The 24,301-nt window shown below is 62.8% G+C and carries 23 protein-coding genes; 8 read left to right on the forward strand and 15 right to left on the reverse strand.

Translation table 11 applies throughout. From position 1 onward, the window contains the following. The first annotated feature begins 91 nt into the window (after positions 1–91). The 3 genes from SB822_RS46060 to SB822_RS46070 all read left to right on the forward strand — a co-directional run bounded on the left by SB822_RS46060 (position 92) and on the right by SB822_RS46070 (position 4,193). Complete coding sequence (locus SB822_RS46060) at positions 92–1,909, forward strand: PhoH family protein (protein WP_090835314.1); 1,818 nt, start codon at positions 92–94, stop codon at positions 1,907–1,909. 235 nt (positions 1,910–2,144) lie between these two features. Then, positions 2,145–3,296, forward strand: coding sequence for a C40 family peptidase (locus tag SB822_RS46065; protein WP_090835315.1), 1,152 nt, complete (start codon positions 2,145–2,147; stop codon positions 3,294–3,296). A 90-nt stretch (positions 3,297–3,386) separates the two neighbouring features. Beyond that, positions 3,387–4,193, forward strand: coding sequence for an SDR family NAD(P)-dependent oxidoreductase (locus SB822_RS46070; protein ID WP_090835317.1), 807 nt, complete (start codon positions 3,387–3,389; stop codon positions 4,191–4,193). A 26-nt stretch (positions 4,194–4,219) separates the two neighbouring features. Here the strand turns inward: SB822_RS46070 and SB822_RS46075 are convergent, their stop codons facing one another. The 9 genes from SB822_RS46075 to SB822_RS46115 all read right to left on the reverse strand — a co-directional run bounded on the left by SB822_RS46075 (position 4,220) and on the right by SB822_RS46115 (position 11,055). Next, positions 4,220–5,230: an inorganic phosphate transporter gene (locus tag SB822_RS46075; protein ID WP_007586553.1), complete on the reverse strand. Its 1,011-nt coding sequence runs from the start codon at positions 5,228–5,230 to the stop codon at positions 4,220–4,222. After that, positions 5,230–5,856, reverse strand: a complete 627-nt coding sequence (locus SB822_RS46080) for a DUF47 domain-containing protein (protein ID WP_042310193.1) — start codon at positions 5,854–5,856, stop codon at positions 5,230–5,232. The genes SB822_RS46075 and SB822_RS46080 overlap by 1 nt, the downstream gene beginning before the upstream one ends. 148 nt (positions 5,857–6,004) lie before the next feature. Next, positions 6,005–7,393 (reverse strand): replicative DNA helicase, encoded by a 1,389-nt coding sequence (locus SB822_RS46085; RefSeq protein WP_007735136.1) that lies wholly within the window; start codon positions 7,391–7,393, stop codon positions 6,005–6,007. 166 nt (positions 7,394–7,559) lie between these two features. Next, positions 7,560–8,012 carry a 50S ribosomal protein L9 gene (rplI, locus tag SB822_RS46090; protein ID WP_007586558.1) on the reverse strand — a complete coding sequence of 151 codons (453 nt, stop codon included), beginning with the start codon at positions 8,010–8,012 and terminating at the stop codon, positions 7,560–7,562. Between the two features lie 27 nt (positions 8,013–8,039). Then, positions 8,040–8,315, reverse strand: coding sequence for a 30S ribosomal protein S18 (gene rpsR / locus SB822_RS46095; protein ID WP_007586560.1), 276 nt, complete (start codon positions 8,313–8,315; stop codon positions 8,040–8,042). A 2-nt stretch (positions 8,316–8,317) separates the two neighbouring features. Next, the gene (gene priB / locus SB822_RS46100; protein ID WP_410857826.1) at positions 8,318–8,617 is read right to left on the reverse strand and encodes a primosomal replication protein N; all 300 of its coding nucleotides are present in this window, start codon (positions 8,615–8,617) and stop codon (positions 8,318–8,320) included. Positions 8,618–8,682: 65 nt separating this feature from the next. After that, entirely contained in the window at positions 8,683–9,057 is a 375-nt protein-coding gene (gene rpsF, locus SB822_RS46105) for a 30S ribosomal protein S6 (RefSeq protein ID WP_007586564.1), read from the reverse strand. A 221-nt stretch (positions 9,058–9,278) separates the two neighbouring features. Further along, positions 9,279–10,229: an anti-sigma factor family protein gene (locus SB822_RS46110; protein WP_090835319.1), complete on the reverse strand. Its 951-nt coding sequence runs from the start codon at positions 10,227–10,229 to the stop codon at positions 9,279–9,281. Continuing rightward, positions 10,219–11,055 carry an RNA polymerase sigma factor gene (locus tag SB822_RS46115; RefSeq protein WP_176133829.1) on the reverse strand — a complete coding sequence of 279 codons (837 nt, stop codon included), beginning with the start codon at positions 11,053–11,055 and terminating at the stop codon, positions 10,219–10,221. The genes SB822_RS46110 and SB822_RS46115 overlap by 11 nt, the downstream gene beginning before the upstream one ends. A gap of 156 nt (positions 11,056–11,211) precedes the next feature. On the opposite strand from SB822_RS46115, the gene SB822_RS46120 reads away from it, so the two are divergent. Together SB822_RS46120 and SB822_RS46125 are read left to right on the forward strand one after the other, a co-directional pair. Next, positions 11,212–12,105, forward strand: a complete 894-nt coding sequence (locus SB822_RS46120) for a metallophosphoesterase family protein (protein WP_090835324.1) — start codon at positions 11,212–11,214, stop codon at positions 12,103–12,105. 13 nt (positions 12,106–12,118) lie between these two features. Next, positions 12,119–12,496, forward strand: coding sequence for a cupredoxin domain-containing protein (locus tag SB822_RS46125; RefSeq protein ID WP_090835326.1), 378 nt, complete (start codon positions 12,119–12,121; stop codon positions 12,494–12,496). A 952-nt stretch (positions 12,497–13,448) separates the two neighbouring features. Here the strand turns inward: SB822_RS46125 and SB822_RS46130 are convergent. Further along, positions 13,449–14,360 (reverse strand): LysR family transcriptional regulator, encoded by a 912-nt coding sequence (locus SB822_RS46130; RefSeq protein WP_007745410.1) that lies wholly within the window; start codon positions 14,358–14,360, stop codon positions 13,449–13,451. A gap of 180 nt (positions 14,361–14,540) precedes the next feature. Here SB822_RS46130 and gcl point away from each other — a divergent pair, with 180 nt between their 5' ends. The 3 genes from gcl to SB822_RS46145 all read left to right on the forward strand — a co-directional run bounded on the left by gcl (position 14,541) and on the right by SB822_RS46145 (position 18,188). Next, a complete protein-coding gene (gene gcl, locus SB822_RS46135; protein WP_042310181.1) occupies positions 14,541–16,316 on the forward strand; it encodes a glyoxylate carboligase in 1,776 nt (591 codons plus the stop codon). Positions 16,317–16,413: 97 nt separating this feature from the next. Next, positions 16,414–17,214, forward strand: a complete 801-nt coding sequence (otnI, locus tag SB822_RS46140) for a 2-oxo-tetronate isomerase (protein WP_090839266.1) — start codon at positions 16,414–16,416, stop codon at positions 17,212–17,214. Between the two features lie 65 nt (positions 17,215–17,279). Continuing rightward, entirely contained in the window at positions 17,280–18,188 is a 909-nt protein-coding gene (locus SB822_RS46145) for a 2-hydroxy-3-oxopropionate reductase (protein ID WP_009769540.1), read from the forward strand. 1,046 nt (positions 18,189–19,234) lie between these two features. Here the strand turns inward: SB822_RS46145 and SB822_RS46150 are convergent. The 5 genes from SB822_RS46150 to SB822_RS46170 form a co-directional block, all read right to left on the reverse strand. Beyond that, positions 19,235–19,513 carry a c-type cytochrome gene (locus SB822_RS46150; protein WP_407671671.1) on the reverse strand — a complete coding sequence of 93 codons (279 nt, stop codon included), beginning with the start codon at positions 19,511–19,513 and terminating at the stop codon, positions 19,235–19,237. Between the two features lie 29 nt (positions 19,514–19,542). Next, positions 19,543–20,805 carry a PQQ-dependent sugar dehydrogenase gene (locus SB822_RS46155; RefSeq protein WP_090839045.1) on the reverse strand — a complete coding sequence of 421 codons (1,263 nt, stop codon included), beginning with the start codon at positions 20,803–20,805 and terminating at the stop codon, positions 19,543–19,545. 313 nt (positions 20,806–21,118) lie between these two features. Next, a complete protein-coding gene (locus SB822_RS46160; RefSeq protein ID WP_090839043.1) occupies positions 21,119–22,180 on the reverse strand; it encodes an asparaginase in 1,062 nt (353 codons plus the stop codon). 50 nt (positions 22,181–22,230) lie between these two features. Further along, on the reverse strand, positions 22,231–23,157 hold the full coding sequence (locus tag SB822_RS46165; RefSeq protein WP_086916378.1) for a CysB family HTH-type transcriptional regulator: 927 nt from the start codon (positions 23,155–23,157) through the stop codon (positions 22,231–22,233). 76 nt (positions 23,158–23,233) lie between these two features. Continuing rightward, the gene (locus SB822_RS46170; protein ID WP_090839041.1) at positions 23,234–24,292 is read right to left on the reverse strand and encodes a sulfate/molybdate ABC transporter ATP-binding protein; all 1,059 of its coding nucleotides are present in this window, start codon (positions 24,290–24,292) and stop codon (positions 23,234–23,236) included. Positions 24,293–24,301 lie beyond the last annotated feature (9 nt).

The raw sequence follows: 24,301 nt of genomic DNA on the forward strand, positions 1-24,301 counted from the left end.
CGCGCCACCGGACGCAAATTGCGGGCGCACGACGCACGACAGTTTGCGGCAGGCGGCGAAGAATTGTGACCCGCTTTACTCGAGGGAAACCATGCCTTTGCCTACCCCACCCAGCAAGCTCGGCAATCTGTTGCCGCCTGATGAATACACGGCGAAGCCTGCAAAGCCTGGTCGAAAACAGGCGTATGAAGGGGAGCAAGCCGCATCGGCCGAATATGGCCGCGCCAACGTCGCCGCACCGATGACGCACGCCGCCAACGCGGCCACCACGCTGCGCCCCGTTCATAGCGCCGCCGAGCCCGTTGCCGAAGCCACACCGTCCCGCAGTCGCAAGTCGAAGCAGACCGCCGCGTTGCTGCAGCCCGTCCCCGCCGCGCCGGCCGAAGTCGCCGTGACGGCAGCGCCTGTCGTCGCGCGTGGCAAGGGTTCCGCCGAAGCGGAAGCGCCCGCCGCCACCAGCGCCAAGTCGACCCGCACCGGAACGAAGAAAGGCACGGCCAAGGGTGCGCAGGTGGAGGTTCGCAAGCTGTTCGTGCTCGACACCAACGTGCTGATGCACGATCCGACGTGCCTCTTCCGCTTCGAGGAACACGACGTCTATCTGCCCATGATGACGTTGGAAGAGCTCGACAATCACAAGAAGGGGATGTCGGAAGTCGCACGCAACGCACGTCAGGTGAGCCGCACGCTGGATTCGCTCGTCGCGAATGCAGGTGACATGTCGGAAGGCATTTCGCTCGCGCGTCTGGGCAGCCGCGAAGCGCTGGGACGCCTCTACTTCCAGACGAAGCTCACGCATATCGAGCCCGTCGAAGGCCTGCCGCAAGGCAAGGCGGATAACCAGATTCTCGGCGTCGTGCGCGCGTTGCAGCGCGATCGCGAGGACCGCCAGGTCGTGCTGGTGTCGAAAGACATCAACATGCGCATCAAGGCGCACGCGCTCGGCCTGCCCGCCGAAGACTACTTCAACGACCAGGTTCTCGAAGACAAGGACCTGCTCTACTCCGGCATCCGTCAGCTGGCGCCCGACTTCTGGACGAAGCACGCGAAGGACATGGAGAGCTGGCAGGACACCAAGACGGGAACCACGTACTACCGCGTGACGGGCCCGCAGTGCGCGTCGATACTGGTCAACGAGTTCGTCTATCTGGAGCCGCAGAACGGCGAGCCGGCGTTCCACGCGATCGTGCGCGAGCTGAACGGCAAGACGGCGCTGTTGCAGACGCTGCGCGACTACGGCCACCACAAGAACAACGTGTGGGGCATCACGGCGCGCAACCGCGAGCAGAACTTCGCGCTGAACCTGCTGATGAATCCGGAGATCGACTTCGTCACGCTGCTTGGCCAGGCGGGCACGGGCAAGACGCTGGTCGCACTGGCGGCTGGTCTCGCACAGGTGCTCGACGACAAGCGCTACAACGAGATCATCGTGACGCGCGCGACGGTTCCTGTCGGCGAAGACATCGGTTTTCTGCCCGGTACCGAAGAGGAAAAGATGCAGCCGTGGATGGGCGCATTCGACGACAACCTCGAAGTGCTGCAGAAAACGGATGACGCAGCGGGCGAATGGGGCCGCGCGGCGACGCAGGAACTGATCCGCTCGCGCCTGAAGATCAAGAGCATGAACTTCATGCGCGGCCGGACGTTCGTCGACAAGTATCTGATCATCGACGAGGCGCAAAACCTCACGCCGAAGCAGATGAAGACGCTCGTCACGCGCGCCGGTCCGGGTACCAAGATCATCTGCCTTGGCAATATTGCGCAGATCGATACGCCGTATCTGACAGAAGGTAGTTCGGGCCTCACGTACGTCGTCGATCGCTTCAAGGGCTGGGCGCACAGCGGGCATGTGACGCTGGCGCGCGGCGAGCGCTCGCGGCTGGCCGATTACGCGTCGGATATTCTCTAACGCGCTGTCTTTGCTGGTTCAAAAGCCGCTTCCGGTTCGCTCTGGAAGCGGCTTTTTCTTTGTGTTTCGCCTTTTCAGACTCCCATGCGATTGGCATATGACCGCCCGCCTAAAATTGACATTTAGCGCGTAAACTTCAAGTAACTCATCAACATTTCTTGCGAGAGGCCTGTCAGACGGGCTACCATCGGGCATCACCGGCTTCTGGCGGGCGTCGTCGCTCGCCTCCGCTTTCATGCTTCGCCTCGCCCTGTCACTGTTGCTCGTCGCCCTGCTCGCCGCCTGCTCAGGCGCGCCGCAGAAGACCGTGCGCAGCTCGGGCGGGTCGTATGCGTCATCGGGCGGCGCGTATCGCACTGCGCCACCGGGCTTTCCCCGTTTCGTCGATCACAGCATCGGGCGCGAGGAAATCTCCATTCAGGCCATGAGTCTCGTCGGCGTGCCCTATCGCTGGGGCGGCAATACGCCCGATAGCGGTTTTGATTGCAGCGGGCTCGTGCACTACGTCGTGCAGCGCGCGGCTTCCGTGAACCTGCCACGCACGACGGCCGATATGAGCTCGCGCGGCGATTCCATCGAACCCGACGAAATCGCGCCGGGCGATCTGATTTTCTTTAACACGACCGGGCGACCGCATTCGCATGTCGGGATTTATGTCGGCAAGCTGCGTTTCGTGAACGCACCGTCGACGGGCGGCACCGTGCGGCTCGACTATCTGACCAATTCCTACTGGGCGAAGCGCTTCGACGGCATCCGCCGGGTGGCGCCCGCGTTGAACAAGCCGACAACGACGCCGTTCGATGCACCGAGCTATGAGGCCGCGACGCCTGTCACTCCGGCACCCGCCGTTGCGGCGGCAGAAGCAGCGCCTAAACCGGTCGCACCCGACGTCGCCGGCAGCGCGTACGGTTCGTCCCGCGGCGCGTCCGGCGCTTACGTGGCGCAGAGTCGTGCCCAACCCGCGCCCGTGGCGAATCAAAGCGTCGCCGCACCAGCCGCCACGGCGTCAGCATCCGTCGATCAGTTCGAACCGCCGCCTCCCGGCATGAGCGCCGCTCAAATGCAGGCGCGTGCAGCGGGCGCCATGTCGCCGACGCAGGTCGCTTCACCCGTTGCCTCCACGCCCGCGGATGCCACGCCCTCACGCGTGTACGGCGCCGCGCCAACGCCCGCTTCCGCCCCCGATGCCATCGACGCCGCCGCCGATGCCTACGAACCACCGCCTCCCGCCGCCGTAGCGGCGCGTCAGGCCCGCCAGGCGCAGTTCTCCGGCGAGAACCGCGAATCGGGCGGCGTACAGATCATGCGTGCGTCGACGGCTTCGCACCCCATTCCCGCGCCGACGCAAACCAACGACGACCCGATCGCGGGCTTTGCCAAGTACTGATTCGTGCACTGGTCATTGACGCTCGATTCACCCGCGCCGCCACACCTCTGCTATCTTTTGACGATATTTCCCTAACGGCGGGTGACAACGATGGATCTCGGGCTCAAAGACAAAGTGGTTCTGATAACGGGCGGCAGCAAGGGCATCGGCCTCGCGTGCGCGCGGGCGTTCGCGATGGAAGGCGCAAAAGTCGCGATCGTGTCACGCGATCCCGCCAACCTCGCCCGCGCCCGCGAGCAGCTTTCGAGCGAAGGGCTGCACGTTCACCTGACACGCGCCGATCTGCACGAACCGCATAGCGCCGCCGATGTCGTCGAGGAAGCGACGAGCGCCGTCGGCCCGATCGACATCCTGATCAACAGCGCGGGCGCCGCGCGCCGCTACAACCCCGAAACGCTCGACGCCGCGGCGTTCAAGGCGACGATGGAAGCCAAATACTTCCCGTATATCTACCCGCAGCAAGAAGTGCTCAGGCGCATGGCCGAGCGCGTGAAGTCCGGCGCGGCGAAGGAGCCGGGGACGATCGTCAACATCATCGGCATGGGCGGCAAGATCGCGAGCGACATCCATATCGCGGGCGGCGCGGCCAACGCGGCGCTGATGCTCGCTACCGTCGGCCTCGCGCACTACTACGCGCGCTACGGCATCCGCATCAATGCGATCAATCCGGGCGCGACGCTGACGGAGCGTGTCGAAGAAGCCCTGCAACTGGAAGCGTCGCGCGAAGGGATCGAAACCGCCGAAGCGCAGGCGCGTGGCGAGGCACGCGTGCCGCTCGGACGTTTCGCGAAACCGGAGGAGATAGCAGACGTTGCGCTGTTTCTGGCGAGCCGCCGCGCGAGTTATGTGACGGGCGCGATCGTCCCGATGGATGGAGGCAGCGCGCCGCTGATCTGAACGCGGCGCGCCGTTTTAAAGCAGCCTTACAGGAAGCGATGGCCGAGCCACCAGCCGGCCGCCGCGAGCACGGCGGACGCCGGAATCGTCAGCACCCACGCCCAGACGATATTGCCGGCGACGCCCCAGCGCACGGCCGACAGTTTCCGCGTCGCGCCGACGCCGACGATCGCGCCCGTGATCGTATGCGTGGTGGATACGGGAATGCCGAGGAACGACGCGATGAACAGCGTGATCGCGCCGCCCGTCTCCGCGCAGAATCCGCCGACGGGCTTGAGCTTCGTGATCTTCTGCCCCATCGTCCGCACGATGCGCCAGCCGCCGAACAGCGTGCCGAGGCCCATCGACAGATAACACCCGCCGATCACCCACAGCGGCGGCGCGTCGGCTGCGGCCGACGCGTACCCCGTCGCAATCAGCAGCATCCAGATAATGCCAATGGTCTTCTGCGCGTCGTTGCCGCCGTGACCAAGGCTGTACAGTCCCGCCGACACCAGTTGCAGACGCCGGAAGCGCCGGTCGACCTTGCTTGGCGGCGTGCGAAAGTAGATCCACGACACCAGCAGCATGAAGAACGAGCCGAGCACGAAACCGAGCAGCGGCGACACGATGATGAACGTGACTGTTTTCAGCAGCCCGTCCCAGTTGAGCGCGGCCCAGCCGGACTTGGCGAGCGCCGAGCCCACCAGCCCGCCGATCAGCGCGTGCGACGAACTGGACGGAATGCCGTAGTACCAGGTGACGATGTTCCAGCCGATCGCGCCGACCAGCGCGCCGAACACGACGTAGTGATCGACGATACCGGGGTCGATCGTGCCCTTGCCGACCGTCTGCGCGACTTTCAGGTGAAAGATGAAATAGGCGATGACGTTGAACGCCGCCGCAAACGCAACGGCCTGTTGCGGCTTCAGCACGCCCGTCGACACGACGGTGGCGATCGAGTTCGCTGCGTCGTGGAAGCCGTTCATGAAGTCGAAGACGAGCGCGACGACCACGAGCGTCGCGACCGTCCAGATAGCGAGTTGTATCGAATGCATCAGGCGTTTTCCAGCACGATGCCTTCGATGATGTTCGCCACGTCCTCACACTTGTCGGTGATCGACTCGAGCAGCTCGTAGATCGCCTTCAGCTTGATCAGCGTCTTGACGTCGTCCTCTTCGCGGAACAGCTTCGACATGGCCGAGCGCAGCACGCGGTCGGCGTCCGATTCCAGACGGTCGATGTCTTCGCACGCCTTCAGGATCTCGCGCGCCTGCTTCATGTCCGACAGCATGGCGACGGCCGCTTGCACACGCTCACAGCAAGCGGTCGAAATGTGCGCGAGCTGGCTCGCTTCCGACGTCACCGCCCGCACGTCGTACAGCGAAATGGCCGTGGCGACGTCCTCCATCAGGTCGAGGATGTCGTCCATCGTGGTGATCAACTTGTGGATTTCGTCGCGGTCGAGCGGCGTGATGAAAGTCTTGTGCAGCAGATCGATGGTTTCGTGCGTCAGTTTGTCGGCCGCTTTTTCGGCCGTCTGCACGTTTTGCTTGTGGATCTCGGCGTCGCCGAGGTTGTCGATCAACAGTTCGAGTTCGTGGCTCCCCGCGACAATGTGCTTCGCGTGAGCGTTGAAGATTTCAAAAAATTTGCCCTCGGTGGGCATGAATCGACCGAACATTGGGGTCCCAGAAAATGGTCACGGTGGCGCTGTCATAAAACCGCAACATTGTACCGTTCCGGACCATTCCGGGTGCGGCGCGCAGCCGTGTTTTGTGCGCGCGCGCAACGGCGGGCGCAACCCGGTGCCCCCGCTCGCGCGGAGTGTGCTACTCGCTGCCGTAGAAATTCTGCGCGCCCGCAAAATTGTCGAACTTCGTGAATTGCCCGTGGAACGTGAGCCGAACTGGGCCGATCGGACCGTTACGCTGTTTGCCGATGATGATTTCGGCGGTGCCCTTGTCGGGGCTGTCCGGGTTGTAGACTTCGTCGCGGTAAATGAACAGGATCACGTCCGCGTCCTGTTCGATTGCACCCGATTCGCGCAGATCGGACATGATCGGCCGCTTGTTCGGGCGCTGTTCGAGACCGCGGTTCAGCTGCGACAGCGCGATCACGGGCACGTCGAGTTCTTTGGCGAGGCTTTTCAGCGAACGCGAGATTTCCGAAATTTCCGTCGCGCGATTTTCGCCCGACGACGAGCCGCTCATCAGCTGCAAGTAGTCGATGATGATGAGGCCGAGCTTGCCGCACTGGCGCGACAGACGCCGCGCGCGCGAGCGCAGTTCCATCGGGTTCAGGCCGCCCGTTTCGTCGATGAAAAGCTGCGCCTCGCTCATTTTCTGGACGGCATGCGTGAGCTTCGGCCAGTCTTCGTCCGTCAGGCGCCCAGTCCGCATGCGGTGCTGGTCGAGCCGGCCGACCGAGCCAAGCATACGCATGGTCAGTTGCGTGCCCGGCATTTCCATCGAGAACACGGCGACTGGCAAACCGTATTCGACGGCCACGTATTCGCCGATGTTCATCGAGAACGCTGTTTTACCCATCGACGGGCGCCCCGCCACGATGATCAGCTCGCCGCCGTGCATGCCCGAGGTCATCCGGTCGAGGTCGACGAAGCCCGTTGGCGTGCCCGTCACGTCGCTCGGATTGGCCGTGTGGTACAGCGTATCGATGCGCTCGACAACCTGCGTCAGCAGCGGCCCGATTTCGAGAAAGCCCTGCGTGCCGCGCGCGCCGTCTTCGGCGATCGAGAACACCTTCGATTCCGCTTCGTCGAGCAGTTGGCGAACTTCCTTGCCCTGCGGATTGAAGGCATCGGCGGAAATTTCGTCGGCGACTGATACCAGCCGGCGCAGCACCGCACGATCCCGCACGATTTCCGCATAACGCCGGATGTTCGCCGCGCTCGGCGTGTTCTGCGCAAGCGCGTTCAGATACGCGAGTCCGCCGACCTCTTCGGCCTTGCCCGATGTGGTCAGCGCTTCATAGACGGTCACGACGTCGGCGGGACGCGTCGACGCGATCAGCCTGCCGATGTGCTCGAAAATGAGGCGGTGGTCGTAGCGGTAAAAATCGCTTTGCGAGAGGAAGTCGGCAATGCGGTCCCATGCGGCGTTGTCGAGCAGCAGACCGCCCAGCACCGATTGCTCGGCCTCGATGGAATGGGGCGGGACTTTCAGCGACTCAATTTGCGGATCTTTCGACGGTGCGTTCATGGGGTGGAATTATCAGGCAAAGTGGGACGGCGGGATAGCATCCTGAAAATCGAACCGCCGCAGCGCGCGGAAAGCCAACGCCGACAATAAAAAAGGCAGAGGCCGGTTTCCCGGCCCCTGCCCTTTATCACCAGCAACTGCCTGGCGATCGTGTTTCCTGTGTTGCTTAGACGTGCTCGCCCAGCACCGACACCGTGACGTCAACCGTGACGTCCGTGTGCAGCGAGACGTGAACCGAATGGTCGCCAACGATCTTCAGCGGGCCTTCCGGCAGACGCACTTGCGCCTTTTCAACTGCGAAGCCTTGCTTGCCCAGTGCTTCGGCGATGTCGGCGTTCGTCACCGAGCCGAACAGACGGCCGTCGACGCCAGCCTTCTGCGCGATCTGAACCGTCAGGCCCGACAGCTTTTCGCCTTGTGCCTGAGCAGCCGTCAGCTTTTCAGCTGCGACCTTTTCCAGTTCTGCACGGCGAACTTCGAATTCAGCGATCGCTTCCTTCGTTGCGCGGCGTGCCTTCTTGTTCGGGATCAGGAAGTTACGTGCATAGCCGTCCTTGACCTTGACGATGTCGCCCAGGTTGCCGACGTTCACGACTTTTTCGAGAAGAATGATTTGCATCCAGATGCTCCTTGTGACGTCGTCCGGTTAGGCCTTGTGCTGATCGGTGTACGGCACCAGCGCGAGGAAACGTGCGCGCTTGATCGCCGTGTCGAGCTGGCGTTGATAATGGGCCTTGGTACCCGTCAGACGTGCCGGCGTGATCTTGCCGTTCTCGCCGATGAAGTCCTTCAGCGTATCGATGTCCTTGTAGTCGATCTGATCGACATTTGCAGCCGTGAAACGGCAGAACTTCTTGCGCTTGAAGAGCGGGTTTTGTTGCTGACGACGCTTGTCGAATTTCTTACCAGTCGGGCGGGGCATGTTCAGTCCTTTCCAATGTCCTGCAATTCTGTGATGTGAAACACCAGAGTTCTCGCGTTGCGGCTTTTCTTCGCCAGGAAGCCGGTGAAGAGCGTTTCGACGCCCATTTCAACCCGCTCCAGCTTGCCGCTCGCCTCGCCGGCCGCGACCGCCTGCATGATCAGCTCGACGGTTCGGGCAACGCCCGCTTCGACGACCTGCGTGCGGTGTTGCAACGTACAGCCTGCAATCGGAACGCCTGCGGGGGTGTACCGCACTATTTCGCGTTCGACGATGCTCGCCGTGAGTTGCAGCCGGTTCATCGATTCCTTTTACGGACGCTGAATGAGAGCACGCCGCGTGACTCTGATGGCTTAATGGTTCTGCTTTAAGCCTGCGCTTCCGTCGGCTGCGATGCAGCCGCCTTCTTGGCTTCTTCGCGCTGCACTTCCTTCATCATCGGCGACGGGCCGGTTTCGGCCTTCTTCATCTTGACGATGAGGTGACGCAGAACGGCGTCGTTGAACTTGAACGCGTGTTCCAGTTCGTCGAGCGTAGTCTGGTCGCATTCGATGTTCATGCAGACGTAGTGAGCCTTCGCGAGTTTCTCGATCATGTAGGCCAGTTGGCGACGGCCCCAGTCTTCGATGCGGTGGATCTGGCCACCGTGCGACGTGATCGTGGTCTTGTAACGCTCGATCATGGCGGGCACTTGCTCGCTCTGATCGGGGTGCACGATAAAGACGATTTCGTAATGACGCATGTTCACTCCTTGTGCTGACTTATGGATAGAAGCCACCCGGGCGTCGAACCGGTGTGGCAAGTGAGAAGCCGAAGAATATAACCTGAATCGGCACTGTTTGCAAGATAAAGCAGGTGGCATCCGCCGGATTCGGGCGTGTTTTCAATGATTTAGGGCGGCTGGCGGCACAAAAACATGCCGCCAGCCGCCCTTCAAATGCCATCAAAAGTCTTCAGTCGCCCTCAACTGCCGGAATAAGGGGCCCCCGGCTCCCCGCCGTGCAGCCGGGCCGTCAGCGCGGCCTGCAACGCCGTCAGCGACTCGGGCGCGGCGTCCGTGATGGCCCACCACATCATCCCTTCGTCGCGCCAGCGCGCCACCGCATAGCCATCTTGCACGATCGCCGCGCCCGGTTTGCCCGCCGCGCGGTCGTCTTCGGGGAACACGTAGACGTCGATCACGTGCTTGGCATGCCGGTACGTGAGTACAGCCACCCGCCGATGCCCCACATAGTCGAGCCGCCCGCCAGCCAGCGGGAAGCCGCTCGCGCTGAGATCCTCCACAGGCGGCGCGTAGTCGAGCTTGCCGTTGAACCACGGCTTGACCGTGTGCTGATCCGTCGACACGACGTCGATATCGTGCCCCGACAGCTGCGCACGCACATGGCTCGCCACCAGTTCGTCGACCAACGGCATCGGTTCCCCCGTCCGGTGCAGCGTCACCGCGATGCCCGCCGCGACGAGCGCACAGAACGCCAGCGCGAGACCGCCGCGCCAGGCCGCGCCCGTGTGCCATCCGCCGCCGCTCATCGCGCCGCCCGCGCCCTCGCCCGCCAGCGGCCCGAAGCCGCCGCCTTTCGGGAGCTGCGGCAGTTGCGGCAGCCGCACCCAGTCGAACCAGCCTTTGCGCTGCCTCGCGCGTGGCTCGGGCCGCATTTCGCTGTCGCGCACCGCCCCTTGCGGAGCGGCAAGCTCGGTCGGCGGCAGCGCCGCCATGATCTTCGCGCGCAGTTCATCCGGCGCGCGATAGTAGTTGGCCGAGCGCACCGCGCCCTTCATTGCCCTTACCATCTCGCTTTCCCTCCGGCATGCCTCGCAGCTTTCGATATGCCGCTGCACGTCGCGCGATTGCGGCGGCGTGAGTTCGTGGTCCGCATTCGCATCGAGAAGCGGCCGTGCTTCGTTACAGTCCATCTGGCGCCTCCTGTGCGAGTCCGCCCGGCAACGCGCCGGGAGCGTGCGGCAACCAGCCGCCTTCGGTTTTACGTGGGGTATCGGGCGATCCGCCGGGCAGCGCGCCGCTGCCGGCGTGCGCCGAACGACCCGGACCCTCGGTCCGGGCCGATGCGCGCATGGCTGGCCGCGCGCCCGGCACATCGTCTGCCCCGTCCGGCCCACGCTGCGCGGCGCCCCCATCGCGCGCGCCGCCTCTCGGCCGCGCGCTCCCCTTCGTTTGCAAGGTCGTCAACGCCGTCGCGAGCTTGCGTCGCCCTCGAGCGAGCCGCGACATCACGGTGCCGACGGGCAGATCCGCAATCGTGGCGATCTCGCGGTAGCTCAACTCTTCCAGCTCGCGCAGGATCAGCACCTCGCGATATTCGACAGGCAGCATGTCCAGCGCCTCGTGCACGAGCCGCGTGTTTTCCTCGCGGATCAGCAGCGCTTCGGGGTCGGGCGAGTTCGCGCTCCAGCCTTCGAACGTCTCGTCGTCGAGGTTCTCATCGAACTCGATCGTCGCGTTGACGCCGCCCGAGCGCCTGCGCCATTCCGTGTACCACGTGCGCCGCACGATCGCGAGCAGCCAGGGCCGCGCGGTCTCGCCGTGGAACGTGTCGAAGAAACGGTAAGCGCGCATGAACGCTTCCTGCACGACGTCGTCGGCGTCGTGTCCGTTGCCGCATAGCCAGCGCGCAAGGTTGTACGCCGCATCGAGATGCGGCAGCGCCATCTGCTGAAAGCGCAGACTGCGCGCGGCCTCGGCGCGCGCGTCGCCCCCAGCATGTTTTCCGGTCTCATCCACCGATCGCCTCCAGGCTTGCCCAGACTTCACGGCTGCAAAACCCATTTCGAATCCAGTTTATTCCCGGTATTCGCGCCTGCCGTAAAAAATAAAGTTGGGAATAGAAAGCATGGCCTCGCAGTACCGCAAATGAGTCATTCACTCGCGAGGAGAATCATGCAAAACAATCTGAAATGTCTGAAGCGGCGCGATTTCCTGCGCCTTGCGGCCGTCGGCGGTGCGGCATTCGCGTCGGCGTTGCCCGGCTTCTCGTATGGACGCGACGACGATTTCTACTTCGTCCAGTTGTCGGATGCTCATTGGGGCTTCGAAGGCCCCGGCGTGAATCCCGATTCGAAAGGCACGCTGCCGAAGGCGATTGCCGCCGTCAACGCGTTGCCGTCTCCGCCCGATTTCGTGATCTTCACGGGCGACCTGACGCACACCACCGACGACACCGCGTTGCGCCACGAACGCATGCTCCAGTTCCAGCAAATCATCGCGCAACTGAAGGTGAAGCCGCTGTACCTGATGCCTGGCGAGCACGACGCGAGCCTCGACGCGGGCGCGGCGTACAAGGAGCACTTCGGGCAGACGCACTACACGTTCGATCACAAGGGCGTGCACTTCATCACGATCGACAACGTGTCGGACCCGGCGGGCCGCGTCGGCGAGCAGCAGATCGCGTGGCTTGCAGCCGATATCGACAAGCAGCCGCAGGACGCGCGCATCGTCGTCTTCACGCACCGGCCGCTGTTCGATCTCGCGCCGCAATGGGACTGGGCGACGCGCGACGGCGCGCAGGTGATCGACGTGTTGAGCCGGCGCAAGAACGTGACCGTGTTCTATGGCCACATCCATCAGGAGCATCACATGGTGACGGGCAACATTGCGCATCACGCGGCGCGCTCGCTGATGTTTCCGCTGCCGCTTGCGATGTCGCAGCCCAAGAAGCTGCCGGTGCCGTGGGACGCGTCCGCGCCGTATCGCGGGCTGGGCTGGCGGCAAGTGCAGGTCGCGAGGCCGTCGGGCGCGCTTGCGCTCGATGAAATGCCGATCAAGGCGTCATAACGGGGAGATCACCATGCCGACTTTTGCCGTCGACAGGAAGCGACGCCGCGTTTTCACGCTTGCCGCGATGGGCGCGGTGCTGGCCGTCGCGGGCCATTTCGACGCGCGCGCCGCCGAACCGCGCGTCATCAAGGTTAGTGCGCGCAAGTTCGTGTTCACGCCGAATCAGATCAAGCTCGCGCCGCATGAGAATGTTGTGTTTGAGCTGACCGCGGTGGATACGATTATGGGGTTTGCGATTCCGCAGTTCAACGTGCGGGCGGATGTGCCGCCTGGGGCTGTTGTGCGCCTACCGGCGCAGGCTGGACCGGCTGGGACTGTCGATTTTTTGTGCGATATTTTTTGTGGGTCGGGGCATGAGACGATGAGTGGGACTATTTTGGTTGGGTAGGGGTGGGTTTTGGTGGTTCGCCTGGGGTTGCGCCGGCATCCTGCGATGCGATTTGTTTTTTGCCAGGGTTGGTGTTCGCGGGCATCCGCGTTTTGCCTTCGCCCTTCACGCGTCGCCGTTCGGTGTTTTGGCCTTTTCGCTGGCATCCGCGTATTGCCTTCGTGCTTCAGGCGTCGCCCCTGTGCGGGGCGGCACCTACTTTTCTTTGCCGCCGCAAAGAAAAGTAGGCAAAAGAAAGCGGCTCACACCGCCAGCACTTGTGTTTGCCTGAGGGCCCCCAAAGGGTCCTACGCTTCACACGGCAATCACGTGACCCATGTTCGTTGCCAACGCTCTTGCGGTGCGCCTCACCCGCTTCACGCACCCGCGCTGCATCATGCCGTGCCAGATATTCCACCGCCGCCCAGGTGGCAAACTGTGTGTAGGCCGTAGCACCTCACACGCCTCACTTCGGACCGATAGCGCACGCGTTCCACCATGTAAGAGCGCCAAGCTATACGACGCGACAACCTACACACAGTTTGCCACCTGGGCGGCAGCAACCATTCGCTGGCGTTGGCCTTTGTGCGGGAGTTCGAAGCGGGTGAGGCGCTCATTCAGCGCGTTGGCAACGCACGCGAGCAGATATGCTGCCGTGTGAAGCGTAAGACCGGTTGAGGGCCCTCAGGCAATAACTAGAACTGACGGTGTGAGCCGCTTTCTTTTGCCTACTTTTCTTTGCGGCGGCAAAGAAAAGTAGGTGCCGCCCCGCACAGGGGCAACGCCTGAAGCACGAAGGCATAGCGCGGATGCCAGCGCAAACGCCGAAACACCAAACCGTCTGCGCAGCAAACCCACCGCCTCACGAATGCCATCGCAAATACCAAAACACCGAACGGCAACGCCCGCGCCACGAAGGCGCAACCGCCAAAAACACCAAAACACTCCCACCGCAAGGCGAAAAAACCCCACATCACCCCGCATTAACCCAGTAATCAGGCCGCGCATAAACCTCTTTCAGATAATCAATGAAATACCTGACTTTCGCGGGCACATACCGCTGCTGCGGATAAACAGCAAGAATGTCGTAATCAGGCAGCGCATATTCATCGAGCACGGTCTCGAGCTCGCCCCTCGCGAGTTGCTGATCGATTTCCCACGTCGAGCGCCAGCCAAGCCCGAGCCCTTCCGACACCCAGCGGTGCAGCAACTCGCCGTCGTTGCAATCGAGCGTGCCGCCGACGCGCACCGTCGTCAGCTTGCCATTGCGCCGGAAGTACCAGCCGCGGTTCTGCCCGCCTTGGAGGTTGAACGCGAGGCAGTTGTGGGCCGGCAGATCCTCGAGCGCCTTCGGCTTGCCATGCTTGCGGAAGTATTCAGGCGTCCCGCACACGACGCGCCGGTTCGTCGCAAGCTTGACGGCCACAAAGTTCGGATCGACAGCCCCGCCGATGCGAATCGACAGATCGTAGCCCTCGCGCACCAGATCGACGACGCGGTCGGTCAGATTGAACGAAACCTGTAATTCGGGCTTGTCCTTCAGAAATTCGGGCGCGAGCGGCGCAACATGCTTACGCCCGAACGCGGCAGGCGCCGACACGATCAGATGCCCGTTGACCGACCGCCGCCCCGCCATCAACTCGTTTTCCGCCTGGTCCCATTCGCTGAGCAGGCCGCGGCAACGTTCGAGAAACGCCGCGCCCTCTTCGCTGACCACCAGCCGGCGCGTCGAACGGTACATCAGCTTGACGCCCAGGCGCTTTTCGAGCGCGTCGATCCGGCGTCCGAGGATCACGGGCGACACGCCCTCTTCCAGCGCCGCCGACGCCAGGCTGCCCGCGTCCGCGACGCGCACGAACGTTTCGATCTGTTTAAAGCGATCCATTTTTCGTCTCCAGGTGCTGTGCACGGGCGTCTCGCCGCAACGCGCCCCAATGGGCGTCCCACCCGTATTCCATACTTTTTGTTTTGGAATAAGCGACCGTGAATGATCTTATCAAACCTTAGATGCAGTCTTAAAGTGTGCCTAACACCCATCCGCTTTACAGACTTCCAGGAGACATTCATGGCCAAGATGAGAGCCGTCGACGCAGCGGTACTCGTGCTCGAAAAAGAAGGCATCGACACGGCTTTCGGCGTTCCCGGCGCCGCCATCAACCCGTTCTACTCGGCCATGCGCAAGGCAGGCAACATCAGTCACGTGCTGGCGCGCCACGTCGAAGGCGCATCGCACATGGCGGAAGGCTATACGCGCGCAGCGCCCGGCAATATCGGCGTGTGCATCGGCACGTCGGGCCCCGCCGGCACCGACATGATCACCGGCCTCTACTCCGCCTCCGCCGACTCGATTCCGATTCTCGCGATCACCGGTCAGGCGCCGCGCGCGCGTCTGTACAAGGAAGACTTCCAGGCCGTCGATATCGAATCGATCGCCAAGCCCGTCACGAAGTGGGCCGTCACGGTGCGCGAACCGGCCCTCGTGCCGCGCGTGTTCCAGCAGGCGTTCCATCTGATGCGCTCGGGCCGTCCCGGTCCCGTGCTGGTCGACCTCCCCATCGACGTGCAACTCGCCGAGATCGAGTTCGACATCGAGACCTACGAGCCGCTGCCCATCTATAAGCCCGCCGCGACGCGCAAGCAGATCGAAGCCGCGCTCACGCTGCTCAACGATTCCGCGAAGCCGCTGATCGTCTCCGGTGGCGGCGTGTTGAACGCTGCCGCTGAAGATCTGCTCGTGCAGTTCGCCGAAACGATCGGCGTGCCCGTGATCCCGACGCTGATGTCGTGGGGCGCGATTCCCGACGATCACCCGCTGATGGCGGGCATGGTCGGCCTGCAAACGTCGCATCGCTACGGCAACGCGACGATGCTCGCCTCGGATTTCGTGCTCGGCATCGGCAACCGCTGGGCGAACCGTCACACGGGCAGCGTCGAGGTATATACGAAGGGCCGCAAGTTCGTGCACGTCGATATCGAACCGACGCAGATCGGCCGCGTGTTCGGCCCGGATCTCGGCATCGTGTCCGACGCGAAGCTCGCGCTCGAACTGTTCGTCGAAGTCGCGAAGGAATGGAAGGCAGCAGGCAAGCTGAAGGACCGCGGCGCGTGGGTCGAGGAATGCCAGGAACGCAAGCGCACGCTGCAACGCAAGACGCACTTCGAGAACGTGCCGATCAAGCCGCAGCGCGTGTACGAAGAGATGAACAAGGTGTTCGGCCGCGATACGTGCTACGTGAGCACGATCGGCCTGTCGCAGATCGCCGCCGCGCAGTTCTTGCACGTGTTCAAGGCGCGCAACTGGATTAACTGCGGCCAGGCCGGCCCGCTCGGCTGGACGATTCCGGCAGCGCTGGGCGTGCGTGCCGCTGATCCGCAGCGCCCCATCGTCGCGCTGTCGGGCGACTACGACTTCCAGTTCATGATCGAAGAACTGGCCGTGGGCGCGCAGTTCAAGCTGCCGTACGTGCATGTGGTCGTGAACAACTCGTATCTGGGCCTGATCCGCCAGGCGCAGCGCGCGTTCGACATGGACTTCTGCGTGCAGCTCGCGTTCGACAACATCAACGCGCCGGAACTCGAAGGCTATGGCGTCGATCACGTCGCGGTGGCTGAAGGCCTCGGCTGCAAGGCGATCCGCGTGTTCAAGCCGGAAGAGATCAAGCCGGCGCTGGAAAAAGCGCAGTCGATGCTCTCCGAGTACAACGTGCCGGTGATCGTCGAAGTGATTCTCGAGCGTGTGACCAACATTTCGATGGGCGCCGAGATCGACGCGATCAACGAGTTCGAAGATCTCGCCGTGACGCGCGCCGATGCGCCGAGCGCGGTCAGCCTGCTCGACTAAATGCCGTACCCGCCTCATCCGGGCGGACGCGTTTCCAGTGAAACGCATCCGCCCGCGCCGTGCTGTTCAATTTGACCGACCAGAGAGAAAAAGCAACATGCCGAAATTTGCCGCGAATCTCACGATGCTGTTCAACGAAGTCCCGTTCCTCGACCGCTTTGCAGCGGCCGCCGACGCGGGCTTTGACGCCGTCGAGTTTCTGTTCCCGTATCCGTATCAGATCGCCGAACTGTCCGAGCGGCTCGCGCAGAACAAGCTGAAGCTCGTGCTGCACAACCTGCCCGCCGGCAACTGGGAAGCGGGCGAACGCGGGATTGCTTCGCTGCCGGATCGCGTCGGCGAGTTTCAGGAAGGCGTGGGCCGTGCCATCGAATACGCGAAGGCGCTGAAGGTGCCGCAACTGAACTGCCTCGTCGGCATTCCGAAGGGCGTTGATGCCGACAAGGCGCGCGCGACGATCGTCGACAACCTGAGCTTTGCCGCTGCCGCGTTGAAGAACGAAGGCATCAGGCTGCTCGTCGAGCCGTGCAACTCGTACGACATTCCGGGCTTCGCATTGAACCGCTCGTCGGAAGGACTCGATGTGATTCAGGCCGTCGGCTCCGACAACCTGTTCCTGCAGTACGACATCTATCACATGCAACGGATGGAAGGCGAACTCGCCGCGACGATCAAGAAGAATTTCGCGCAGATCGCTCACATCCAGCTCGCCGACAACCCGGGGCGCAACGAGCCGGGCACGGGCGAAATCAACTATCCGTTCCTGTTCGATCTGCTCGATTCGCTCGGCTATCGGGGCTACATCGGCTGCGAGTACAAGCCGCGCACGACGACGGCGGAAGGCCTCGGCTGGCTGGAGAGCGTCGCGGGCGTGAAGCGCGCTCATGCCTCCGCCTGATATCGGCGCCTGATTGCAACGACACACGAGCACATTTCGAACCTTATTTACTGGAGACTCATTCAATGGCAAAGATCGGTTTCATCGGCCTCGGCATCATGGGCGCGCACATGGCGCGCAACCTCATCAAGGGCGGTCATACGCTGTTCGTCAATGGCGCGTACCCGGTGCCGGAAGATCTCGCCAACACGACCACGTCGGTCGCTGATTCGACGGCTGTTGCGCAGGCGGCCGATATCGTCGTGATCATGGTGCCCGACACGCCCGACGTCGCGAACGTGCTGTTCGCCGATGACGGCGTGGCGAAAGGCCTGACGAAGGGCAAGCTCGTGATCGACATGAGCTCGATCTCGCCGCTTGACACGCAGGCGTTCGCGAAGAAGATCAACGAACTGGGTTGCGACTATCTCGACGCGCCCGTCTCCGGCGGCGAAATCGGCGCACGGGATGCGACGCTGACGATCATGGTCGGCGGCCCGCAAAAGTCGTTCGATCTGGCCAAGCCGCTGTTCGACCTGATGGGCAAGAACATCTCGCTGATCGGCGACAACGGCGCGGGACAGACCTGCAAGGTGGCGAACCAGATCATCGTCGCGCTGAACATCGAAGCCGTCGCGGAAGCGCTGTTGTTCGCGGCGCGTTCGGGCGCCGATCCGGAGCGCGTGCGCAAAGCGTTGATGGGCGGCTTCGCGTCGTCGCGCATTCTCGAAGTGCACGGCGAGCGGATGACGAAGCGCACGTTCAACCCGGGCTTCCGGATCGAGTTGCACCAGAAGGATCTGAACCTCGCACTCGATGGCGCGCGCAAGCTTGGCATCGCATTGCCGCATACGGCCAGTGCCCAGCAACTGTTCAGCGTGTGCGCGGCGAATGGCGGCAAGGCATGGGATCACTCGGCGATGGTTCGCGCGCTCGAAATCATGGCGAATTTTGAAGTCGCACAGGCGCCTGCAGCAGATCAGAAAGCGGCTTGAGCGAGCCTGTGACGCTTTAATGCAACGACGGCTGCCGTGTGCGAAACACGGTGGCGCACAAGTGGGGCGCCTGGTCCGGCGCGCGGCACGCATCGGATTGGGCAAATCATGTCGCTCTGGGCTGAGAGCGGCAAGTGGGGTCCGCAGCGGCACCCGGCGATGACGGGGAAGCCTTGGTCGGTCAGACGTCATCGTCGGGTGTCCTGCTGTGGTTTGGTTTTTTGGTTTTTTGGTTTTTTTTGTCTGCGACGCTGGTGGGGGCTTTGCTTTTGCGCTGGCGGCGTTGATGTTGTGTGCCTGGCTTTGCGCTGGCATCCGCGTTACGGTGTTTGTCTCTGCGCTGGCATCCGCGCTTTGCCTTCGTGCTTCAAGCGTCGCCCCTGTGCGGGGCGGCACCTACTTTTCTTTGCCGCCGCAAAGAAAAGTAGGCAAAAGAAAGCGGCTAACACCGCCAACATTTCTTCTTGCCTGAGGGCCCCCAACCGGTCCTACACTTCACACGGCGATCTGCTTGTTCCGCGTTCGTTGCCAACGCGCTGAATGAGCGCCTCACCCGCTTCACACCCCCGCGTTACAGCACGCAGTGCCAGATATTCCTCCGCCGCCCAGGTGGCAAACTGTGTGTAGGCCGTAGCACCTCACACGCCTCACTCCGAACCGATAGCGCCGGCGTTCCACCATGTAAGAGCACCAAGCTGTACGCCGCGACAACCTACACATAGTTTGCCACCTGGGCGGCGCAAACCATTCGCTGCCGCGAGCCCTTGTGCGGGTGTTTGAAGTGGGTGAGGCGGTCATTCGAAGCGTTGGCAACGCACGCGAAGAAGGACGTTGCCGTGTGAAGTGTGGGACCGTCTGGGGGCCCTCAGGCAAGAAGAAAGATTGGCGGTGTTAGCCGCTTTCTTTTGCCTACTTTTCTTTGCGGCGGCAAAGAAAAGTAGGTGCCGCCCCGCACAGGGGCGACGCTTGAATGGCAAACACCGTAACGCGGATGCCAGCAAAAACACAAGCACACCACACTAGAACGTCGAAGACAAACAAAAACCTCACCGAAGGCCATGATAAAACGCCGCCAGATTGGCGATATCACCATCAGACAGCGGCTTCGCGACCAGCGACATCATGTCATTCTGCCGCGCCCCCGACTTGAAGTCCTTCAGCGCCTTAATCAAATAATCCTCATTCTGCCCAGCCAGATTCGGCGCTTCAGGAATCTTGGCGATGCCATCCATCCCATGACACGCCTGGCACTGCACAGCCTTGGCGCGCCCCTTGGCAAGATCGGCTGCATTCGCCGCGCAGGCGAACCCTGCAACAACGAACACGACCGCTATCGGTAGCAAAAAAAAACGCCTCATTTCGCGTACGAAATCCGATAAATCGCGCCAGCGTAATCATCCGACACGAGCAACGACCCATCCTGCAACTGCTGCACATCGACAGGACGTCCCATGTACTCACCGTTCGGCGTCAACCACCCTTCCGCAAAAACTTCGGTCTCCCCGACCGAGCCATCGTCCTTGACAGGCGTGTACATGATGCGCGCACCAATCGGCTTCGTCCGATTCCACGAACCATGCTCCGCATCAAAGATGCCGCCCTGATACTTCTCCGGAAACATCTTGCCCGTATAGAACGACATGCCAAGATCCGCCGCGTGCGCAGCGTACTCGACCATCGGGAACACCACGCCCGCAGGCGGCGTCTGGTCCTTGTATTCCTCCGTGCGAACATGGCCGCCGCCATACCATGGGAACCCGAAGTTCGCGCCCGCCTTCGTCGCGTGATTCAGTTCGCCGGGCGGGATGTCATCGCCCATGCCGTCCACCTGGTTGTCGGTGAACCACAGCGACTTGTCCTTCGGATTGAAATCGAGGCCCACCGAATTGCGCACCCCATGTGCATACACTTCGCGATTCTTGCCGTTCTGGTCGAGGCGGATGATGCCCGCGAGTCCGTTCTTGTCGAGCTCGGCGAGTTTGTCCTTGGGCGGCACGTTCCACGGCTGGCCGAGCGCGATGTACAGCTTCTTGTCAGGCCCGACGCGGCAATAACGCGCGCCATGATTGAAGCTTTCGAACTGCGGCGGAATCAGCTTGCCCTGCGGCACGACCACAGCGGCGGCCACGTCCGGGCCGCCCTCGCCGAAGAACTGCGCAGCGGGAAACGCCAGCACGCGGTTCTGCTCGACGATGTACAGCACGCCATCCGGCGAGAAGCACACGCCGTTGGGCACCTTGAAGGTAACGGAACTCGCAAACTGCACGACGTCGTCGGCAACGCGCCGCTTGGTCCGGTCCGTCACCTGCCACACGCGATCCTTGCGCGTGCCGACGAACACCACGCCCGTCGACGGCTCGATTGTCATCGCGCGCGCCTCGGGCACGATGGCATACAGTTCGATCTTGAAGCCAGACGGCAGCTTGATCGCCTTCAGGTTTTCGCGCAGCGCGTCGGCGCGCGCGCCCGTCTGCGGCACCGTTTCGGCTGGTTTCGTGTTGCCCGTGGTCTTGAAGTTCGACAGCGTCTGCACGTTGTCCTGCGCGGCGTAAGCGGCAGGCAGGATCGCGAATGCTGCGCCGATGGCGAGCGGCAAGAGCTTCAGGGATGCGTTCATCGGTATGTCTCCTGTCATTTTGATGCGGTTTGTTGGACCTGCAACGACGGGTACGGGAAAGACATGAACGTCATGATGCAGCGTGTGATGGCATCGCAAGCCGTTGCAAGTGCAACGGAACCCGTTTGCGCGATGCCATCTGAAAGCTTGCCGTGCGGCGGGCTACTGACTGTTATAGACGATGTTCAGCCAAACGTCGGACGAATGTCTGCCACGCGGCATCCGCGAAGCAGCCTTCCAGGCGAGGGAATGTGAGCGAGCGACGCGTTATATTCGCGAGGAACGATCGCGTCGTCTTGTGATGCGGATGGAATCAGTACGTATCGAAGACTTGCTGCAACGCAACCGGCGTCGTATGGCCTGCCGCGAGCGCGAGCATCAGCAGCACGCGCGCCTTGTACGGATTGAGTGCGCCTGCCGTAACGAAGCCGAGCGCATCGTCGGCGGCTGCACCATTGCGCATCACGTGCCCCGAGCCGACACGCGACGACCGCACGATCGCGACGCCCTTTGCCGCCGCTTCGGCGAGCGCCGTCTGCACGGTCGAGTGAATCGAGCCGTTGCCCGTGCCCGCGACGACGATGCCCTTCACGCCCGCTGAAACGAGCGCATCGACGGCCACACGCGACACACCCGCATAGCTCGTCACGACTTCGACCAACGGCCATGCCGCGCTGTTCGAATCGATCACGAACGGTGTCGCGCCCGTATGCGGCCGCACGACGCTGCGTTGAAACTCGACGCGCCCATCCTGCACCCAGCCCAGCGCGCCGATTTCGGGCGACTGAAACGCATCGACGGCGTACGTGCTCGTCTTCACGACGTCGCGTGCGCTGTGAATGCGGTTGTTGAACGCGACCAGCACGCCCTGCCCGCGGGCTTTGGCGTTGCCCGCGACGATCACGGCGTTGAGCAGATTCAGCGGGCCATCGGCGGACAGTGCCGACGACGGCCGCATCGCCGCCGTCAGCACGACAGGCTTGTCGCTCTTGACGCTCAGATGCAGCAGATAGGCGGTTTCTTCGAGCGTATCGGTGCCATGCGTGACGACCACGCCGTCGACTTCATCGGAAGCCAGCAGCGCATTGATGCGCTGCGCGAGCGTGCTCCACAACGCGAGCGTCATGTCTTTGCTGTCGACGCTCGCGACCTGCTCGGCCTGCACATTCGCAACAGCAGCCAGCGACGGCACGGCGGCGAGCAGTTGCCCGACGCCGACGACGCCCGCCTGATAGCCCGATGTATTGGTCGCGTCGGGCGCGGCGCCCGCGATCGTGCCGCCCGTCGCAAGCACGGCGATGCGCGGCAGCGCGCGCGATGCAGAAGTAGAGGTATTCATGGCGGCGATTGTAAGCGATGCGCACGCCGCCGCCATCGATGAAAACGCGAGCCTCTAGATGAAGCTCGCGCGCAAAACACCCACTATCAGGCCGCTTCGCGCAACTGGCTCGCGATATCCGCTTCGTGCAGTTGCGGCGCGAACATCTCGATCAGCCGGTACGCATAGGCACGCAGGAACGCACCCTTGCGCAAACCGATGCGCGTCGTGCTCGCTTCGAACAGATGCTGCGTGTCGAGCGCCACGAGTTCGGTGTCGCGCTTCGGATCGAACGCCATCGCGGCGACGATGCCGATGCCCATGCCGAGTTCGACGTAGGTCTTGATCACGTCCGCGTCGATGGCCGTCAGCACGACGTCGGGCAGCGCGCCCACCTTCGCAAACGCCTGATCGATGTGCGAGCGGCCCGTGAAATCCTGGTCGTACGTGACGATCGGGTATTCGGCGACCTCTTCCAGCGTGATGTTCTCACGGCCCACCAGCGGATGCCCCTTCGGCACGACCACGACGTGGTGCCACGAATAGCACGGGAACGTGACGATGTCGGGATAACGGTCGAGCGCTTCCGTCGAGATGCCGATGTCGGCCTCGCCGTTGATGATCATCTGCGCGATCTGCTGCGGGTTGCCTTGGCGCAGCGCGAGATGCACCTTCGGATAAACCGAAGTGAACTGGCGGACCACCTTCGGCAGCGCGTATCGCGCCTGCGTGTGCGTCGTCGCGACGACGAGGTGGCCGTTATCCTGATCCGCATACTGGCGCGCGACGCGGCGCAGGTTCTCCGCGTCGAGCAGCATCCGCTCGATCAGCTGATGCACTGCCTTGCCCGGCTCCGTCAGCCCCGTCAGACGCTTGCCGCGTCGAATGAAAATATCGACGCCCAGTTCGTCCTCGAGATCCTTGATCTGCTTCGAGACGCCCGACTGCGACGTGTACAGCACGTTCGCGACTTCCGTCAGGTTCATGTTCTGCCGTACGGCTTCGCGCACGAAGCGCAGCTGCTGGAAATTCATATCGATGTCTCCGGTTCAGCCAGAGTAGGTTTGTTGTTCAATGCCTGGGTTGAAATGACGCTGCCTGGTGCGCCGTTCAATGTGCAGGGAATACACGCAACGCGCGCGGCACGGCCGTCACGCCATCGCCGACACCGAGTTGCAATTCGCGCCATGCTTCGCGATCCAGTTCCGCTTCGAGCACGTGACCTGCACGCCCTTCGAGCTCGACACGCACCGAGCCGCCCAGCGTCACCACGCGCCGCACGCCGACGACGATGCCGTCGCGATGTCCTGAAGCCTGCGGATACAGCACGAGATCGTGCGGACGCACGTAAGCGAACGCGGGCCCCTGGAAGTTCGCTTCGATCGCGATAGGCTGCGCGGCGCCATCGACGACGAAACCCCTGCCGTCGACGCTGCCATGCAGCCGGTTCGCCGCGCCGAGAAACTCGTAGACGAACGAGGTCTGCGGATGATCGTAGACGTCTTGCGGGCTGCCCACCTGCTCGACGTGCCCGTGATTCAGCACGACGATACGGTCCGCGACTTCGAGCGCTTCTTCCTGGTCATGCGTGACGAAGATCGTCGAGATATGCAGGTCGTCGTGCAGACGGCGCAGCCAGCTGCGCAGTTCCTTGCGCACTTTCGCATCGAGCGCGCCGAACGGTTCGTCGAGCAGCAGCACTTTCGGCTCGACGGCCAGCGCGCGCGCCAATGCGATACGTTGCCGCTGGCCGCCCGACAGCTCCGACGGATAGCGTTGCGCGAGCCAGTCGAGCTGCACGAGCTTCAGCAGTTCATGCACTTTCTCGCGGATCACGGCTTCGGACGGACGCTCCTTGCGCGGCTTCACGCGCAGGCCGAACGCGACGTTCTCGAACACCGTCATATGACGGAACAGCGCGTAATGCTGGAACACGAAGCCGACGTTGCGCTCGCGCGCGCCCACTTCCGCGACGTCCTGGCCTTGCAGCACGACCTGGCCCGCGTCCGCGTATTCGAGGCCCGCGATTACGCGCAGCAAGGTGGTCTTGCCACAGCCCGAAGGTCCAAGCAGCGCGACGAGTTCGCCCGGCGGAAAATCGAGTGAGACGTTGTCGAGCGCGGTGAAATCGCCAAAGCGCTTTTGCAGATTGCGTACGGTGATGCCCATCTTTGACAA

Origin of the sequence: Paraburkholderia sp. SIMBA_054 (assembly GCF_046534875.1) — a bacterium.
GTDB lineage: Bacteria > Pseudomonadota > Gammaproteobacteria > Burkholderiales > Burkholderiaceae > Paraburkholderia > Paraburkholderia hospita.